Genomic DNA, 15,972 nt, shown 5'->3' with positions numbered 1-15,972 from the left:
ATTGCCGAAACTTTACCGCATGACCGGGCGTTTATTTTTCCACCGGCGTGATATCGACGATCGTCCCGTTGGTGATCATCACCATCATGTACTTGTCATGCACCTGCACCCACTGAGCTTGCTCCACCGGCGCTTTCAAGCCTTTGGCCTTCCAGTTTTTCAGCGCTTTTTCAGGGCGCTGATAGATATCCGGGGCGCGGTCATTGACATTCAGTTCACGGGTATTGGTAGCACTTGGCTGCACGGTTTTTTCAGGTGGGTCAGCCGCTTGAACGATGGGACTGATTCCGGCAACGCCGGCGGCAATGGCCAGGGCGGCGATGAGGGTTTTGCTGTTCATGGTTGATCCTCCAGAAATGTCGTAATACCTGAACTCCGACTACGGGCGGAGAAAATCATTCACTCAGGACGCAACGATTCGCCAAGGCCGGCAAACAGGCTGCATTCATACAATCATGCCGGCCCATGGCTGACGCATCCGGTTACAGGCTTTATCCTTGTCGCCCCGCCGTACCGAGTTCTGGAGTAAGCCATGCCCCATGAAGGCAACCTGTTGCAAGCCGCTGTCGTCTTTCTGTTTGCGGCGGTGCTGACCGTGCCCCTGGCCAAGCGCCTGCAACTGGGCGCGGTGCTGGGCTATCTGTTTGCGGGAGTGATCATTGGCCCGTCGGTGCTGGGCCTGATCGGCAATCCACAGAGCGTCAGCCATATTTCCGAGCTCGGCGTGGTGTTGCTGTTGTTCATCATTGGCCTGGAATTATCACCGAGACGGTTGTGGGTGATGCGCAAATCCGTGTTTGGCGTCGGCCTTGCACAGGTCCTGCTGACCGGGTCGGTGATTGGCTTGACCGCCTTGTTCATGTTCGGCCAGCCGCTCAACAGTGCCATCGTGCTGGGTCTGGGCCTCGCCCTGTCCTCCACCGCCTTCGGCCTGCAGAGTCTCGCCGAGCGCAAGGAACTGACCAGCCCCCACGGCCGACTGGCCTTTGCGATCCTGCTGTTCCAGGACATCGCGGCGATCCCGCTGATCGCCATGGTGCCGCTGCTGGCGGGAGGCGACCACACCTCCACTGCAGCCGAAGATGTCAATCATGGGTTGCGGGTGCTCGGCAGTATCGCCGTGGTGGTGATCGGCGGGCGCTACCTGTTGCGGCCGGTGTTTCGCGTGGTGGCCAGGACGGGGCTGCCGGAAGTGTCCACCGCCACCGCGTTGCTGGTGGTGATCGGCACGGCGTGGCTGATGGACCTGGTGGGCGTGTCGATGGCCCTGGGGGCGTTTCTCGCCGGGCTGCTGCTGGCGGACTCCGAGTACCGTCATGAACTGGAAGCGCAGATCGAACCGTTCAAGGGTTTGCTGTTGGGCCTGTTTTTCATCAGCGTCGGCATGGGCGCCAACCTGAGCCTGCTGCTGAGTGCACCGATCACCGTGCTGGGCCTGACCCTGTTGCTGATCGCCATCAAGTTGCCGCTGCTGTTTGTTGTGGGGCGGCTGGCCGGCGGCCTGGGCAAGGTCAGTGCGATTCGCCTGGGTATCGTGCTGGCGGCGGGCGGTGAATTCGCCTTTGTCGTGTTCAAGATCGGCCGCGACCAGGGCCTGTTCGAGCCGCGCCTTTACGATTTGCTGGTGTTGACCATCACCTTGTCCATGGCCGTGACGCCGCTGCTGTTGCTGGTGTGCGCACGCCTGGTGAGCCCGAAGGTGCAGCCGGTGGTGGTGCCGGAGAAGTTTCGTGAGATCGACACCGACGCCCCGAGAGTCGTGATCGCCGGCATGGGCCGCATGGGGCAGATCGTTGCGCGGATCCTGCGGGCGCAGAACATCAAGTTCGTCGCCCTCGACACTTCAGTGGAAACCATCGAATTGTCTCGCAGTTTTGGCGGCGTGCCGGTGTTCTACGGCGATCCTATGCGCCCGGAAATCCTCAGCGCCGCCAAGGTCGAACAGGCGGAATACTTTGTGATTGCCACCGATGACCCCGACGCCAACATCAAGACTGCCGAGGTGGTGCACAAGCTCTACCCGCACATCAAGATCATCGCCCGCGCCCGTAACCGCCAGCATGTGCACCGCCTGGTGGACCTGGGAGCCGAGGCGATTCGGGAAACCTACTATTCGAGCCTGGAAATGAGCCGCCGCACGCTGGTAGGGTTGGGCCTGACCCAGGCCCAGGCCGACGCCCGCATCAAACGCTTCAAGCATCACGATGAACAGGTGCTGGAAGCCCAGCATGCGATTTATGACGATGAGGCCAAAGTGCTGCAGACGGCGCAGGAAGCCAGGGCGGAATTGGCGAAGCTGTTTGAGTCGGATCAGCTGGAGGAGGAGAAATTGGGTAAGGCTTGAGGTGTGGGTGTGTGGACGACCGCTATCGCGAGCAGGCTCACTCCCACATGGGATCAGTGCATTACCTGGGCCGCCGGTGGTTGCTCCGGGCGGCGTTTCGACGATGAACGATGCTGCCGCAGATTCAGATAAGTAATGAATTCAAAGGAACCCAAAATGGCTGCTGATCAACCCGCTCCTGCGCTCAAGGAAATCTTCAACGCCGAGCGCCTCCGGCACATCGCGACCGAGATGAGCGCGGTGTATCCCGAGTTCAATGCCAAGGCATTCATGAAGATGGCCAACGAAGGCCTCGCCGAATTGTCGATCATGCAGCGCATGGCCCGGGTCAGTGAATGCCTGTATGCGGTGCTGCCGTTGAGCTACGAGGAAACCCTCGGCGTGCTGCGGGCCTTGGCGCCTCGGTTGAACAGCGGTTTCGTCAGCATTTCATTGCCGCATTATGTCGCGACCTACGGCAGCCATGCGTTCGAAGAGTCGATGGCCGCCCTCAAATACTTCACCACGTTCGGTTCATCGGAGTTTGCAATCCGATATCTCCTGCGCAGCGATTTCGAGCGCACCCTGACGGTCATGCACCAGTGGTCGCTGGATGACAACGAACACGTCCGCCGCCTGGCTAGCGAAGGCAGCCGGCCGCGACTGCCCTGGTCTTTCCGGCTGGAGCGGATTCAGGCTGATCCGGGCCTGGCCGCGGCGATCCTCGATAACCTCAAGGCCGACGACAGCTTGTACGTGCGCAAGTCCGTGGCCAATCATTTGAACGACATCACCAAGGAGCATCCCGACTGGGTGCTGGACCTGATCGAGGGCTGGTCGCTGGAGAACCGGCACACTGCCTGGATCGCCAAACACGCCCTGCGCAGCCTGATCAAGCAAGGCAATCGACGGGCGCTGGCGATCATCGGCGCAGGCGGCAAGGCCGAGGTCCAGATCACGGACGTTCGGATTGAGCCTCCAGTCATTACGCTTGGTGAGAAGATCACTCTGTCGTTTGCCGTGCAATCCACGGTCGAGCACGGCCAGCGGCTGGTGATCGATTATGCGATCGACTACGTCAAGGGCAATGGCAGCACCTCGGCGAAGGTGTTCAAGCTCAAGGCGCTGACCCTGCCGGGCAAGGCTTGCGAACGAGTGGCGCGCAGCCAGCAGATCAAGGAGCTCACCACCCGCCGCCATTACGCGGGCAAGCACGCGGTGCATGTGATGGTGAACGGCGAGCGGTTGGCCACAACGGCCTTCGAGATCCTGCCGTGAAACACCAACCCCTTGTTCGCGATGGAGGTACACGATAAGGCGGGGCAACAGGTTACCCGCCGCGACCTTAAGACCATCGCGAGCAAGCTCGCTCCTACAGTGCAGCTTGATCCGTGCCCAGCAACAGGCCCTGCTCGCTCTCACACAACGCCACCACGTAGTCCCACAACACCCGCAGCCGCACCGATTTGTGCAGCTCGCGGCGGGTGCTGATCCAGTAGCTGCGCAGAAGGCTTTCATCCGGCAGTAGCGCCACCAATCCCGGGTCGGCACTGGCCATGTAGCACGGCAGCACCGCTATCCCCAGCCCCGAGCGTGCCGCCTGCTGCTGGGCGATGACGCTGGTGCTGTGGAACACCACCTGGGGGTTGCGGCAGAAACTGTTGAGAAACATCAGTTCCTGGCTGAACAGCAGGTCGTCGACATAGCCGATCCACGCATGCCGGCCGAGGTCTTCGCGGCTGCGCAGCGGGGGCGCACGATTCAGGTAGTCCTGGCTGGCATAGAGCGCCAGGCGGTAGTCCGTGAGCTTGCGGGTGACCAGCATGTCGGCCGCCGGCCGTTCCAGGTGGATGCTGATTTCGGCTTCGCGGTTGAGGATGCTGACAAAACGCGGCACCGCGACCAGCTCCACTTCCAGACCGGGGTAACGCTCGAAGAGGTCATTCATGCGGCTGGCGAGAAACATGATGCCCAGCCCTTCGGTGACACCCACGCGGATCTTGCCAAGGGGCGCCGTCGATTGGGTCATTTCTTCCTGGGCCAGCAACGCGACGTTTTCCATGGCCTCGGCGTGTTTGAGCAGCGCTTCGCCAGCAGGCGTCATCTGGTAACCCTGGGCATGCTGGACGAACAGCGCGGTCCCCAGGCTTTTTTCGATGGCTTCGATATGCCGGGCGACGGTGGCATGGGTGGTGTTCAAACGACGCGCGGCGGTGAGCAAGCGCCCGCTGCGCTGGAGTTCAAGAAAAAACCGCAGGTCATTCCAGTCGAACATCGATCGTCCCCAAGGCCGCACTGTTTAAAAACGCACAGCGGCTGCGCAAAAATTAACATTCTTTAAACGAAAGCTAACAACTAGGATGCCTGACAACAAGAACAACAATACGAGGTCAGGGATGCCGACTTCCCTTGATGAATACGACTATGTAGTGGTCGGGGCCGGTCCGGCCGGTTGTTTGCTGGCCAATCGACTCTCGGCCAACCCGCAGCATCGGGTGTTGCTGCTCGAAGCGGGCGGTCGCGATAACTATGCGTGGATTCACATTCCGGTGGGTTACCTGTTCTGCATCGGCAACCCGCGCACCGACTGGTGCTTCAAGACCGAGGCGCAACCCGGCCTGCAAGGGCGCGCCCTGAGCTATCCACGGGGCAAGGTGCTGGGCGGCTGCTCCTCGATCAACGGCATGATCTACATGCGCGGCCAGGCGGGCGATTACGACAGCTGGGCCGCCGACGGCAACCCCGGCTGGGGTTGGGACCAGGTGTTGCCGCTGTTCAGGAAAAGTGAAGACCACTTTGCCGGCGACTCGCAGTTTCATGGCGCTGCCGGGGAATGGCGGATCGAACGCCAGCGCCTGTCCTGGCCGATTCTGGACGCGTTCCGTAGCGCCGCCGAACAGAGCGGAATTGCCAGCGTCGATGACTTCAACAAGGGCGACAACGAAGGCTGCGGGTATTTCCAGGTCAACCAGAAAGCCGGGGTTCGCTGGAATGCGGCCAAGGCGTTTCTCAAGCCCGTGCGGCACCGGCCCAATCTCACGGTACTGACTGACGTCGAAGTTGATCGCGTGCAACTGGACAATGGCCGCGCCTCGGCGGTCATCAGCCGCTGCCAGGGCCAACCGAGAACCTTCAGGGCTCGCCAGGAGATCATCCTGTGCGCAGGCGCCGTCGGCTCGCCAAGTATCCTGCAACGCTCGGGCATCGGCCCTCGCCCACTCCTGCAATCACTCGGCATCGGTGTGGCCCATGCACTACCGGGGGTTGGCGGCAACCTGCAGGATCACCTGCAACTGCGACTGATCTACAAGCTGGAAAATGCCCGCACCCTGAACCAGATCGCCGGCAGCGTGTGGGGCAAGATGGGCATGGGCCTGCGTTACCTTTACAACCGCAGCGGGCCGCTGTCGATGGCGCCGAGCCAGTTGGGCGCTTTTGCCCGGTCGGGGCCGGAGCAGACCTCGGCCAACCTCGAGTACCACGTGCAGCCGCTGTCGCTGGAGCGCTTCGGCGAGCCGTTGCATGCCTTTCCCGCCTTCACTGCGTCGGTGTGTGATTTGCGCCCCCAAAGTCGTGGTCGCGTGGAAATCCGCAGCGCCAATGCCCAGGACGCGCCACTGATCCAGCCCAACTACCTGAGTCATCCGCAAGACCTGCGGGTCGCGGCGGATGCCATTCGCCTGACCCGGCGCATCGTGTCGGCACCCGCCCTCGCCCGCTTCAACCCGGTGGAATATCTGCCCGGGGACAGTTTGCAAAGCGAGGAAGAACTGCACGAAGCGGCCGCGCGCATCGGCACGACGATTTTTCACCCGGTGGGTACCTGCCGCATGGGCAACGATCGGGACGCGGTGGTCGACGCGCAGCTCAAAGTCCACGGCATCCCCGGTCTGCGGATTGCCGACGCTTCGATCATGCCAAGAATTACCTCGGGCAACACCTGTTCGCCTACGCTGATGATTGCGGAAAAGGCCGCTGAATTGATCCTCAATCCAACCTTAAGGAGCACCACCACGCCAAAGGAACGGGTCACCACCACCTGAAACCCCCGCGCCCCCCGTAGGAGCTGCCGAAGGCTGCGATCTTTTGATCTTGAAAAGCAACATCAAAAGATCGCAGCCTTCGGCAGCTCCTACAGGGGCGGCGGGGACTGCACGCACTACCTACATCGAAGTACCGGCACCCGCCCACAAGGCAGGCGCCGACAGTGGAACAAAAAAAACAATCACTGTAAGGGATACCGATATGTCAGAACATGTTCAGCCGCTGGAGACCGTGGGCCGCGCCGAGATCGGTCACGACACCCGCAAGGTCATCTTCGCCTCGTCACTTGGAACGGTCTTCGAGTGGTACGACTTTTTCCTCTACGGCGCGCTCGCCGCAGTGATCAGCAAGCAGTTTTTCTCGGGGGTCAATGACACCACGGCGTTCATCTTTGCCCTGATGGCCTTCGCGGCAGGCTTCATCGTGCGGCCGTTCGGCGCGCTGGTGTTCGGCAGACTGGGCGACATGATCGGGCGCAAGTACACCTTCCTGGCGACGATCGTGCTGATGGGCGTGGCGACCTTCTGCGTCGGCCTGTTGCCCACCTACGCCAGTATCGGCATTGCCGCGCCCATCATCCTGGTGGTGCTGCGCATGCTCCAGGGCCTGGCCCTGGGCGGTGAATATGGGGGGGCGGCTACCTACGTGGCGGAACACGCACCGATCGGCAAGCGCGGCTTCCACACCAGCTGGATCCAGTCCACCGCAACCCTCGGCCTGCTGCTGTCGCTGCTGGTGGTACTGGGTTGCCGCTATTTCACCGGCGACCAGTTTGAAGTCTGGGGCTGGCGGATTCCGTTCCTGTTTTCCATCGTGCTGCTGGGGATTTCCACCTGGATTCGTCTGAGCCTGCACGAGTCCCCCTCATTCGTGAAAATGAAAGAGGAAGGCAAGCTGTGCAAGCAGCCGATTCGTGACTCCTTCGGCAAATGGGAAAACCTCAAGGTGGTGCTGATTGCCCTGTTCAGCATCAACGCCGGTCAGGCCGTCACCTTCTACGCGGCGCAATTCTATGTGCTGTTCTTCCTCACCCAGTTCCTGAAAATGGACCCGGCCCTGGCCAACAGCCTGCTGATCATCAGCGTGATCATCGGCGCGCCGTTCTTCATCTTCTTCGGCTGGCTGTCGGACAAGGTCGGGCGCAAACCGGTGCTGATGCTTGGACTGCTGCTGGCCACGGTCCTGTACTTCCCGATCTTCAAATCCCTGGCGCACTATGCCAACCCCGCCATTGACCTGGCCAGCCAACAGGCGCCGATCACCGTGCTGGCCGACCCGGCCACCTGCACCTTCCAGTTCGATCCAGTGGGCAAAGCGAAATTCGACAGCCCGTGCGACAAGGTCAAGACCTTCCTCGTCAAGCAAGGGCTGCCCTACAGCAGCGCCGCAGCCCCCGCTGGCAGCGCCGTGCAGGTCAGCGTCGGCGACGTGAAGATCGACGGCTATGACGAAGCCGCCCTGCGCGGTGCGATCACCCTGGCCGGTTATCCGTCACAGGCAGACACCCAGCTGATCAACAAGCCGATGATCGTGGCATTGATCGTCGGGCTGATCATCATCTCCGCCATGTGCTACGGCCCGCTGGCAGCGCTGATGGTCGAGCTGTTCCCGACGCGCATCCGCTACACCTCGATGTCCCTGCCCTATCACATCGGCAACGGCTGGTTCGGTGGCTTCCTGCCGACGGTGTCGTTTGCGCTGGTGGTGTACACCGGGGATATTTTCTACGGACTCTGGTACCCGGTGCTGATCACCGGGGTGAGCCTGGTGGTCGGCTTGATCTGTTTGCGTGAGACGAAAAACGTCGACCTGGACACCAACTGACAGCAGACGAAAAAACGCCCCGCACACGCGGGGCGTTTTCGTTAACCTGAGCACATGGGTCATCGCAATCACCAGACCGAGGCGCGTCTTCATGATCATTTCATCTGCATCCGACTATCGCGAGGCGGCGCGGCGCAAACTCCCGCGCTTTTTGTTCGATTACATCGACGGCGGGGCCTATGCGGAGCATACGTTGCGGGCCAACAGCGCCGATCTTAGCGGCATCAGCCTGCGCCAGCGGATCCTGAAAAACGTCGAGACCCTGAGCCTGGAGACCACCCTGTTCGAACAGAAACTCGCAATGCCAATCGTGTTGGCGCCGGTCGGCCTGACGGGCATGTTTGCCCGCCGGGGTGAAGTCCAGGCCGTCAGGGCTGCGCAAAACAAAGGCATCCCCTTGTGCCTTTCGACGGTATCGGTGTGTTCGATCGAGGAAGTCGTCGCCCAGAGCCAGCAACCGATCTGGTTTCAGCTGTACGTGCTCAAGGACCGCGGTTTCATGAAAAACGCCCTCGAGCGAGCCAAGGCGGCCGGCGTGAAGAACCTGGTATTCACCGTGGACATGCCAACGCCCGGCGCGCGTTATCGCGATGCGCATTCGGGGATGTCCGGCCCGTATGCTTCGACACGGCGCATGCTGCAAGCCATGACCCGGCCCGACTGGGCTTTCAACGTCGGCCTCATGGGCCGTCCCCATGATCTGGGCAACATTTCCAGATACCTCGGCAAGGCCGTGACCCTGGAGGATTACATGGGCTGGCTGGCGAATAATTTCGACCCGTCGATCAGCTGGAGTGACCTGGAGTGGATACGCGATTTCTGGCAAGGACCGATGATCATCAAGGGCATCCTCGATCCCCAGGATGCCAGGGACGCGGTCAGCTTCGGGGCTGATGGCATCGTCGTGTCGAACCATGGCGGCCGCCAACTGGACGGCGTGCTCTCGACCGCCCGGGCATTGCCGCCGATCGTGCAAGCCGTGGCGAATGACCTGACCGTGCTGGTCGACTCGGGCATTCGTTCGGGACTGGACGTGGTGCGCATGCTCGCGCTGGGTGCCAAAGGCGTCCTGCTGGGACGATCAATGGCCTACGCGCTGGCCGCCGACGGTCAACGCGGAGTGGAAAACATGCTGGATATCTTTGCCAGGGAAATGCGCGTGGCCATGACGTTGACCGGGGTGACGTCGATCGATCAGATCGACGAAACCACCTTGGTCCAGGCACAGCGGCTATCGGACCTTGTTTAACTGGCGTTTTATCAGACCTCGGCGTCCAGCAATTCGAACTTAACCTGATTCGGGTAGAACGCGACGTAATCCTTGATCTGCGCCACCGACACCTTGGGCTTCTCATAACTCCACACCGCGTTGGCCCCCTCATGCCCGGGAACCTGCAGGCTGAAATAGCTGGCGTCGCCCTTGTACGGGCAATAACTGGTGTGATCGGTGCGGGCGAAGTACTTTTCGTCGATGTCTTCGCGCGGGACGTAATACACCGGCGGGTAATTGGCCTCCAGCAGCACCAGCGCGCGCGAGGACGCGGCCACCTGGATGCCGTGGAATTTCACCAGAAGACAGCCCGGTTGTTCAGCAATGGTAATGACAGCGGGGGGAGTTGACATGGAGTGGATTCCTCTTGGAAGACTTGACTCAATCGGTGCGAAAGCTTGTACCCGCGGGGGGCGAGCATCCTCTTAAAGGGCAGCTTGGCGTGGTCAAAACCTGCATCACCAGCTATCAGGTATAACCCAAGTTACGCCTGCACGAACGCTTCACAGCCGAACGGAAGCTTCACTCCGGGCAGTTCGGTGACGGGCTCGGCCCAACGGCAGTGGCTCAGGGCAACGAACGGAAACTCATCTGCTGTACATCCATACAGATAAAGGTTGATCCCTCGCCCGTCAACCGCCATTCTGTGCACCTCTCGTACACTGAACATCGATGGTGGTCATGCGGCTGTACCTCTGTGAAAAACCTTCCCAGGCCAAGGATATTGCGGCCGTGCTCGGCGCCCGGCGTCGCGGCGATGGCTGCTGGCTGGGTACGGACGTCACGGTGACCTGGTGCATCGGCCACCTGCTGGAAACCGCGCCACCGGATGCCTACGACGCACGCTACAAGCGCTGGGTGCTGGCAGACCTGCCGATCATTCCTGATAAATGGAAGATGACCGTCAAGCCGCGCACTGCCAGCCAGTACAAGGCAGTCAAACGGTTGCTGGGCGAAGCCGATGAGCTGGTGATCGCCACGGACGCCGACCGCGAAGGCGAAATGATCGCTCGGGAGCTGGTCGAACATTGCCGGTATCGCGGGCCGATTCGTCGCCTCTGGTTATCGGCGCTGGATGACGCATCAATTCGCAAGGCGCTGGCGGCGCTCAAGCCGGGAGCCGAGACGTTCAGCCTGTACCACTCCGCCCTGGGCCGCTCCCGGGCCGACTGGCTGATCGGCATGAACATGAGCCGCTTGTTCACCCTGCTGGGACGGCAGTCCGGTTATCAGGGAGTGTTGCCGGTCGGTCGAGTGCAAACGCCCACCTTGCGCCTGGTGGTGGATCGGGATCGCAGCATTGCCGATTTCGTCCCGGTCGCCTATTGGGCGATTGACGTGCAACTGCTGCACGACGGCACACCATTCACCGCGCAATGGCGCGCAGCTTCCGAGGTTTGCGACGACCAGGACCGCTGCCTGAACCCGGAACTGGCCCGGCAGGCCGCAGCAGCTATCAGCCAGGCGGCCAGCGCCCGGGTGGTCAAGCTGCGTACCGAGCGCCTGCGTGAAGTCGCCCCCCTGCCCTTCGACCTGGGCACTTTGCAGGAGGTCTGTTCGAAGAAACTGGGCCTCGGTGCCCAGGAGACGCTCGACATCGCCCAGGCACTCTACGAAACCCATAAAGTCATCACCTATCCTCGAAGCGACTGCGGCTACCTGCCGGTCAGTCAGCACGGCGAGGCGCCCGGCATTCTGGCAGCGTTAAGGCAGGCCGATCCCGGCCTGAACGCATTGAATGATCACCTTGAACCGCACCGACGCTCCCGCGCCTGGAACGATGCCAAGGTCAGCGCTCACCACGGGATCATCCCCACGGCGGCAGCAAAGAACCTCGAGCGACTGGTGGGCAAGCAGCGGGCGGTGTACACATTGATTCGCGCACGCTACCTGGCGCAGTTCCTGCCCAACCACGAGTATGACCGGACCCAGGCCGACTTCGACTGCGCCGGGCAAGCGCTGCGAGCTGTTGGCAAGCAGATCGTCGAGCCTGGCTGGAAACGCGCCCTGCCCGAGGCCCTGGCCCCGGCCAAGGGACGCGAAGCGCCGGTTCCGCAAACCTTGCCGACCCTGGCCGAAGGTCGTGAATGCAAGGTTGTCGACGTCAAGCTCAAGGACCTCTGGACTCAGCCGCCCAAACCCTTCACCGAGGGCGACCTGATCAAGGCGATGAAAAATGTCGCCAAGCTCGTGGAAGATCCGCTGCTCAAGCAAAAACTCAAGGACACTACCGGCATCGGTACCGAAGCGACTCGCGCGTCGATCATCCAGGGGCTGCTCGACCGCGGCTACCTGATTAAAAACGGCAAGGCGCTGGCCGCGACCCCGGCGGCATTCAGCCTGATCGACGCCGTGCCCCGGGCCATTGCCGACCCGGGTACCACGGCGATCTGGGAACAGGCGCTGGACATGGTGCAGAGCGGCGAGATGAGCCTGGAAGAGTTTGTCACCAAACAGGCCGCCTGGATGAGCAAACAGGTGGCCCGCTGCGCAGGCCTGAGCCTGACCATCAGCGGGCCTGCAAGCCCGGCAGGGCGCGGAGCCACGCCGTGGAAAAACAAACGCAAACCGGCCAAGCGCAAACCGGCCACCAGCACCCGGCGCACGGCAAAACCGGCAAGCAAACCATAAGGGCACTTCGCGCGGACTGTGATGGTCTAGTGTTGTTCAAGCCCGGCGCCAGCCCTACTACCTGAAAAGGCCAAGAACATGATTATCGTCCATCACCTGAACAACTCTCGCTCGCAACGGATTCTCTGGCTGCTGGAAGAACTGGGCATCCCCTATGAGCTCAAGCGCTACCAGCGTGACCCGAAGACCAACCTGGCACCGCCGGAGTTGAAGGCAGTCAATGCCCTGGGCAAATCCCCGGTCATCGAAGACGGTCAACAGACGTTGATCGAGTCTGCGGCCATCATCGATTACCTGATCCGACGCCACGGCCAGGGCCGCCTGCAACCTGACCCCGCCACAGCCGCCTATGATCAATACGTGCAATGGCTGCATTTCGCCGAAGGTTCGGCGATGCTGCCACTGATGCTGAACCTGTACGTGGGTCGACTGGGAGAGGCTGGCGCGCCATTGCATCCACGGATCAACTCGGAAGTGGCCAACTACCTGGGTTACCTCGACACGGCGCTGAGCCAGGGCGACTACCTGCTGGGCGCTGAATTCAGCGCCGCGGACATCCAGATGAGCTTTATCGGCGAGATCGCCAGGGCGCAAGGCAAACTCGGTCAGTACCCGCACGTCGCCGCCTGGGTCGACCGCTTCCAGAAACGCCCAGCCTACGCTGCCGCACTGAAGACCGGTGGCCCATACGATTTCGCGCCCCACTGATCGACCCGGTCAGGAGCCACTTTTAATGCCCGTGATAGAACTGCACGCCGCCCAACGCGACGATCTGGACACCATTGAAAACCTGATGCAGTTCTACCTGTACGACTTCAGTGAATGGCTCCCGCTGAAGCTCGCAGGGCACGGTTTCTTCAGTATCCAGCCCCAGGTGGACTACTGGAGAAAGTCGGCCACCCGGCCCTTCCTGATTACGGTTGACGGCGAACTGGCCGGCTTCGTGACCGTCGACGACCAGACCCACCTCGATGGCGCGCAGTTGAACTTGGGTTATCTGTTCGTCACTCGACGTTTTCGTGGCCAGGGCGTCGCGAAGTTTGTCGTCTCTGCCTTCTTGAGCGTCCACCCGGGCCAATGGCAAATTTTCCATATCGATGCAAACCAGCCGGCACGGCGGTTCTGGGCCGGACTCATACCGATTCTCACAGGCCACCAGTACAGCCTGCACCAGCGACCGGTGGATGGACATCCCTGCACCTTTTACCGCTTCGAAACCCCGCCCCAGGCCGTCTGAACGGGGCGCGCTGCCTCGCCCTGCTCATTCCAAACCGCTTTGTCCGACAATATGTAGTGAACAAAAATAATCACTACATAACCATTGACGCCTCCGATTTGCCCTTGCATGATGCAGACATCTCCCCGATCGGGAGTACGGCAACATGTTTGAGCAAGCTCGTCTGACCGCCGAGCTGTTATTCCCGGATACACGCTGCCCACAAGGCAGATTGAAGAAGCTGACCTGGCCCGAACGTCCAGTACAAGGACGAGAAGCGCTGGCGATCAATCCTCATGAAGCTTGTGGCCGACCCTGAAAAGTCGGCAGTGGCCTCCAGGTTTTCGCTGCTTCTCTTCGTTGTGACGCTATTGCGTAGCAGTTATTCAACACGACTACATGCAACAGACGCGGGACCTCGCCACATTCGGCGAATGAACGCTGACGTCCTGGTTTCGGTGCCAGGGATCAACTAACCGATGGGCTACCTGTATTAGCGAACCAACTTTGAAAGATCACCAAATGGTCAAGGGGCAAATCATGAATCTGAACAATCAACCCACTATCGAAGAACTGGCTCGCATGTTCGCTGCGCAAAAAGACAGCCACGACAGCCATATTCTGTGGATCAGCAAGTCGGGCCAGGTTCATATGGACTGCCTGGCAACGCACGCCGATGAGACGGAATTCGACAAGAACAACCAGAACCTGCTTGCCCGACTGAAGATGTACCGTCGCGGCCAGGGCTACGTTGGCAAGAAAGCCGCCGCTGATAAAGACTTCATCGGCAGTGTTCTGCAAACGCTGAAACAGGCGTGGGCGTCGATGCAGAACCAGAACGAAGTTCGGGTGATTGACCGGTTCTACTGATACTTCACACCTCTAATATAAAAAGGGCCTGCTCTCGCCAAAGAGCAGGCCCTTTTTTGTAGCCAGCTTTTTTAGCGTTTAACGCCCAGATCAATCTGGGTCATGCGACTGCGAATGGTGAACACCCCATCCCCCGAGAGAATCGCGCTGCGTGCAAACAGGCGACCGCTCTCCCAGTTCGAAAGGCCCAGCTCCGGCTTGCTCAATGCGTACTGGCCATCCACCCAACGGGTGATTCCGTTACCCACGAAAGGCGCATTCACCGCGTTGTAGAAGCGCTCCTGGGTGCTGGCGTCCTCACTGATCAACGACACCGTGAATTGCGGGCTGTAGCGGTTGAACAGGTCGATGGACTGATCCAGGTCATCCACGATTTTCAGACTGACTTCGGGCGTTTCCTCCCATTCCCATTCACGCCCCAGTTGAGCCTCGGGCAATGGCTCAGCCAGCGCTTCGGTGCGGTAGCCATCGGCGCGATAGACCTCGACGCTCGCCGTTTGCCACTCCGGCGGCAAGCGCCCTTCGCTGCCCTCGACGATGTGCAATTTGCAGCCTTGACCACGGCTGTTGCCGGCCTGCTGCAGGGCGTCGAGAAACAACGGCACCAATTCATCGGCCCGGTCGCGGTGAATCAGGCAGACGTTCAGGGTGTTGCAGACTTTACGGTCGAGGGAGTTGCGCACCACGGCGGCAAAACGCCGGGCGTCGGCGTCCTTGTCCGCTATCAGCCAGGCACCTCCGGTGCCGTGCAGGCTGACGGCGGTGCCGGCCTGCTGGGCGATACTGCCCAGCTGGCTGACTGCGCGGCCAGAACCTCGGGCCACGGCCAGCGACAGGCGCCGGTCGGCGAACATGGCCCAACCCGCTGCGTGATTGACACTTTCCACCAGCGACACAGCGCCGGCGGGCAAGCCGGCATCCGCCAGCGCCGGGTTCAATGCATGGGTAACGATGGCCTGGGCAGTGCCCAACGCATCACTGCCGATGCGCAGCACGGCGGTGTTGCCCGTACGCAGAACGCCAGCAGCGTCGGCAAAGACATTCGGTCGACCCTCGAATACAAACGCAACAATGCCCAGCGGTGAGACCACCTGTTCGACCTTCCAGCCGTCATGCTCGACGCAACTGATGACTTTGCCGCGAGACGCCGACGCATCGCGCCAGGCCTTGAGTCCGGCGATCATGTCGCGGCGCATCGGCTCATTGGCCAGCAGTCGCGTGGTGGAACGTCGACGGGCCTTGGCCCGCTCGATATCGGCCAGGTTCGCCGCCTCGATCAACGCCCAGGCCTGCGGGCTTTCCAGGCGCTGCGCGAAGTGGTCGAAAAATTCGCTGATCGCCTCATCCGACACGGCCGACATCGCCTTGAAAGCCGCTTCGGCGCGCTCGATCGCCACGGCTGCCGCTTGCTGGTCAGCCACCGGAATCAAGAGCAATTCACCACTGACCTGCTCCACCAGAAGGTGGTCACCGGGCTGGAACCGCTCAGCCAGTTCGGGGCTGACGACAGTGACACGATTCCCGGCGAACGGAATGGGCGTGCCAGCGACTAGACGATCGAGCGCAAGAGACATGAAGCGGTTTCACCATGCAATGGAGGGGCAGAAAAGGTACCGGAAAATCCCCGAAGCGTCATTCCCGGCATTTCAACCAGCTCAAGCGTATCCATGTGTATCCACCCCCATCCCCGACACACTAACCCTCCAATCTCCCTGGCCCACGACACATCGCTGATACACCCGGCTGATGAAATCCGCCGGTCGATTGGCCAGGCCGATCAAAACGCGCAACGGA

14 protein-coding genes are annotated in these 15,972 nt (G+C 61.1%); 9 read left to right on the top strand and 5 right to left on the bottom strand.

The genetic code is table 11. The features are described 5' to 3' along the window. Positions 1-31: 31 nt before the first annotated feature. Complete coding sequence (locus tag UB23_RS02095; RefSeq protein ID WP_045057686.1) at positions 32-340, bottom strand: RcnB family protein; 309 nt, start codon at positions 338-340, stop codon at positions 32-34. Between the two features lie 192 nt (positions 341-532). Between UB23_RS02095 and UB23_RS02090 the strand changes: the two genes are divergently transcribed. Further along, positions 533-2,344 (top strand): monovalent cation:proton antiporter-2 (CPA2) family protein, encoded by a 1,812-nt coding sequence (locus UB23_RS02090; protein WP_045057685.1) that lies wholly within the window; start codon positions 533-535, stop codon positions 2,342-2,344. Between the two features lie 156 nt (positions 2,345-2,500). Beyond that, a complete protein-coding gene (locus tag UB23_RS02085; RefSeq protein ID WP_045057684.1) occupies positions 2,501-3,601 on the top strand; it encodes a DNA alkylation repair protein in 1,101 nt (366 codons plus the stop codon). A gap of 94 nt (positions 3,602-3,695) precedes the next feature. On the opposite strand, the gene UB23_RS02080 is transcribed toward UB23_RS02085, so the two are convergent. Next, complete coding sequence (locus UB23_RS02080) at positions 3,696-4,598, bottom strand: LysR family transcriptional regulator (RefSeq protein WP_045057683.1); 903 nt, start codon at positions 4,596-4,598, stop codon at positions 3,696-3,698. A gap of 121 nt (positions 4,599-4,719) precedes the next feature. On the opposite strand from UB23_RS02080, the gene UB23_RS02075 reads away from it, so the two are divergent. From UB23_RS02075 to lldD, 3 genes are all read left to right on the top strand, one after another. After that, entirely contained in the window at positions 4,720-6,366 is a 1,647-nt protein-coding gene (locus tag UB23_RS02075) for a GMC family oxidoreductase (protein WP_045057682.1), read from the top strand. A 202-nt stretch (positions 6,367-6,568) separates the two neighbouring features. Continuing rightward, positions 6,569-8,191, top strand: a complete 1,623-nt coding sequence (locus UB23_RS02070) for an MFS transporter (RefSeq protein ID WP_045057681.1) — start codon at positions 6,569-6,571, stop codon at positions 8,189-8,191. A 91-nt stretch (positions 8,192-8,282) separates the two neighbouring features. After that, complete coding sequence (gene lldD / locus UB23_RS02065) at positions 8,283-9,440, top strand: FMN-dependent L-lactate dehydrogenase LldD (RefSeq protein ID WP_045057680.1); 1,158 nt, start codon at positions 8,283-8,285, stop codon at positions 9,438-9,440. An 11-nt stretch (positions 9,441-9,451) separates the two neighbouring features. Here lldD and UB23_RS02060 read toward each other — a convergent pair whose 3' ends face one another. Both UB23_RS02060 and UB23_RS29720 read right to left on the bottom strand, forming a co-directional pair. Further along, a complete protein-coding gene (locus tag UB23_RS02060; RefSeq protein ID WP_045057679.1) occupies positions 9,452-9,814 on the bottom strand; it encodes a DUF427 domain-containing protein in 363 nt (120 codons plus the stop codon). Between the two features lie 131 nt (positions 9,815-9,945). Then, a complete protein-coding gene (locus tag UB23_RS29720) occupies positions 9,946-10,104 on the bottom strand; it encodes a hypothetical protein (RefSeq protein WP_160298060.1) in 159 nt (52 codons plus the stop codon). Between the two features lie 38 nt (positions 10,105-10,142). Between UB23_RS29720 and UB23_RS02050 the strand changes: the two genes are divergently transcribed. From UB23_RS02050 to UB23_RS02035, 4 genes are all read left to right on the top strand, one after another. Beyond that, positions 10,143-12,092 (top strand): DNA topoisomerase III, encoded by a 1,950-nt coding sequence (locus tag UB23_RS02050; protein WP_045057706.1) that lies wholly within the window; start codon positions 10,143-10,145, stop codon positions 12,090-12,092. Positions 12,093-12,170: 78 nt separating this feature from the next. After that, complete coding sequence (locus UB23_RS02045; protein WP_045057677.1) at positions 12,171-12,800, top strand: glutathione S-transferase family protein; 630 nt, start codon at positions 12,171-12,173, stop codon at positions 12,798-12,800. 25 nt (positions 12,801-12,825) lie between these two features. Next, positions 12,826-13,329: a GNAT family N-acetyltransferase gene (locus UB23_RS02040; RefSeq protein WP_045057676.1), complete on the top strand. Its 504-nt coding sequence runs from the start codon at positions 12,826-12,828 to the stop codon at positions 13,327-13,329. Positions 13,330-13,848: 519 nt separating this feature from the next. Next, on the top strand, positions 13,849-14,178 hold the full coding sequence (locus UB23_RS02035; RefSeq protein ID WP_045057705.1) for a hypothetical protein: 330 nt from the start codon (positions 13,849-13,851) through the stop codon (positions 14,176-14,178). A 71-nt stretch (positions 14,179-14,249) separates the two neighbouring features. On the opposite strand, the gene UB23_RS02030 is transcribed toward UB23_RS02035, so the two are convergent. Continuing rightward, positions 14,250-15,752, bottom strand: a complete 1,503-nt coding sequence (locus UB23_RS02030) for an aldehyde dehydrogenase family protein (RefSeq protein ID WP_045057675.1) — start codon at positions 15,750-15,752, stop codon at positions 14,250-14,252. Positions 15,753-15,972 lie beyond the last annotated feature (220 nt).

This window comes from Pseudomonas sp. ES3-33, assembly GCF_000952175.1.
In the GTDB taxonomy this organism is placed as follows: domain Bacteria; phylum Pseudomonadota; class Gammaproteobacteria; order Pseudomonadales; family Pseudomonadaceae; genus Aquipseudomonas; species Aquipseudomonas gregormendelii.
Note: the sequence above shows the minus strand (reverse complement) of the source record. Positions and strands in the feature narration are given on the sequence as shown.

Bases quoted from the DNA above. Each gene is read 5' to 3' on its own strand.
- UB23_RS02050 (WP_045057706.1), top strand. From the start codon at position 10,143: ATGCGGCTGTACCTCTGTGAAAAACCTTCCCAGGCCAAGGATATTGCG.
- UB23_RS02085 (WP_045057684.1), top strand. From the start codon at position 2,501: ATGGCTGCTGATCAACCCGCTCCTGCGCTCAAGGAAATCTTCAACGCC.
- UB23_RS02060 (WP_045057679.1), bottom strand. From the start codon at position 9,814: ATGTCAACTCCCCCCGCTGTCATTACCATTGCTGAACAACCGGGCTGT.
- UB23_RS02045 (WP_045057677.1), top strand. From the start codon at position 12,171: ATGATTATCGTCCATCACCTGAACAACTCTCGCTCGCAACGGATTCTC.
- UB23_RS02040 (WP_045057676.1), top strand. From the start codon at position 12,826: ATGCCCGTGATAGAACTGCACGCCGCCCAACGCGACGATCTGGACACC.
- UB23_RS02070 (WP_045057681.1), top strand. From the start codon at position 6,569: ATGTCAGAACATGTTCAGCCGCTGGAGACCGTGGGCCGCGCCGAGATC.
- UB23_RS02075 (WP_045057682.1), top strand. From the start codon at position 4,720: ATGCCGACTTCCCTTGATGAATACGACTATGTAGTGGTCGGGGCCGGT.
- UB23_RS02080 (WP_045057683.1), bottom strand. From the start codon at position 4,598: ATGTTCGACTGGAATGACCTGCGGTTTTTTCTTGAACTCCAGCGCAGC.
- UB23_RS02095 (WP_045057686.1), bottom strand. From the start codon at position 340: ATGAACAGCAAAACCCTCATCGCCGCCCTGGCCATTGCCGCCGGCGTT.
- UB23_RS02035 (WP_045057705.1), top strand. From the start codon at position 13,849: ATGAATCTGAACAATCAACCCACTATCGAAGAACTGGCTCGCATGTTC.
- UB23_RS29720 (WP_160298060.1), bottom strand. From the start codon at position 10,104: ATGGCGGTTGACGGGCGAGGGATCAACCTTTATCTGTATGGATGTACA.
- lldD (WP_045057680.1), top strand. From the start codon at position 8,283: ATGATCATTTCATCTGCATCCGACTATCGCGAGGCGGCGCGGCGCAAA.
- UB23_RS02030 (WP_045057675.1), bottom strand. From the start codon at position 15,752: ATGTCTCTTGCGCTCGATCGTCTAGTCGCTGGCACGCCCATTCCGTTC.
- UB23_RS02090 (WP_045057685.1), top strand. From the start codon at position 533: ATGCCCCATGAAGGCAACCTGTTGCAAGCCGCTGTCGTCTTTCTGTTT.